The 1046-nt window shown below is 52.1% G+C and carries 2 protein-coding genes and 1 pseudogene; all 3 read left to right on the top strand.

The features are described from left to right. Positions 1–324 (top strand): DUF302 domain-containing protein (locus BM036_RS19735; RefSeq protein WP_091855317.1); only part of this gene is annotated, 324 nt, incomplete at its 5' end. 173 nt (positions 325–497) lie between these two features. Next, complete coding sequence (locus BM036_RS19730) at positions 498–701, top strand: DUF2933 domain-containing protein (RefSeq protein WP_230715835.1); 204 nt, start codon at positions 498–500, stop codon at positions 699–701. After that, a pseudogene (locus tag BM036_RS19725) lies at positions 694–1046 on the top strand (isoprenylcysteine carboxylmethyltransferase family protein); the annotation flags it as partial. The gene BM036_RS19730 and the pseudogene BM036_RS19725, both read left to right, overlap by 8 nt.

Raw genomic sequence — 1046 nt, 5'->3', positions numbered from 1 at the left:
CGTCAGTCCCTCACAGATCACGGTTTCGGGGTGCTGACAGAAATTGATGTCAAAGCCACGATGAAGGAGAAGCTTGACAAGGAAATGCCCGCGTACCGGATCCTTGGAGCGTGTAATCCTGCTATGGCGTGGGAAGCCATTGGTGTAGAGCCCCGGGTAGGGGCCATGTTGCCGTGCAATGTCATTCTGCGGGAAACGTCTGAAGGTATCGAAGTCAGCGCGATAGATCCCGTAGCTTCAATGACGGCGATTGAAAACAGCGAACTGAAACAGGTTGCCGGTAAGGTCAGGGAGGCACTGTCCGAGGTTATAGCAGGTATCTGAGGCGGCGCCATCGGTTGTTTGAGATCGTGATCAGTTGACCTCGATCAAGTTACACAGGGTGTATCCAGACCGTTCAGCTTGAATTCAGCTCACCGTGATTAACTCCAAGAAGAAGTGTTTTGGCAGGTCGCCAGACCCCAAAGCCAAGACTTTCAATTATTGGAGCGATGGGTATGGAATTTAATCGTCGGTACTGGATCACTTTATCTGTCTTCGGTGTGATCGCCCTGGTGCTCCTTTGGGGCGAGCATAAAGTTCATATACTCGGGGCCTTACCCTGGTTGATTCTCCTGATTTGCCCGTTGATGCATATTTTTATGCATGGCGGTCATGGCACGCATCAACACGCCCAACAAAAGGACGACGACCGTGAGTAGCGAGGCGACGGATTATGGGCTTTGGAGCCTCGTTATTCTGAACTCTGCTGTCTTTATCTTTTTTGCATTCAGCTTTTTTAAACCCCAAACGAAGCGGGACTGGCGCTCGTTCGGGGCGTTCAGTGCTTTTCTCGTCGCGCTGTTCACGGAAATGTACGGGTTCCCGTTGACACTCTATTTCCTGGCGGGCTGGTTGCAGACTCGCTATCCGGATGTGGACTGGTTTTCCCACAACAGCGGGCATTTGCTGGAAATGCTGTTCGGGTGGCAGGGCTCTCCACATTTCGGGCCGTTTCATTTGCTGAGCACGGCTTTCATTGTCGGGGGATTCTATCTGATTGCGGC

The organism is Marinobacter segnicrescens, assembly GCF_900111555.1.
In the GTDB taxonomy this organism is placed as follows: domain Bacteria; phylum Pseudomonadota; class Gammaproteobacteria; order Pseudomonadales; family Oleiphilaceae; genus Marinobacter; species Marinobacter segnicrescens.
Note: the sequence above shows the minus strand (reverse complement) of the source record. Positions and strands in the feature narration are given on the sequence as shown.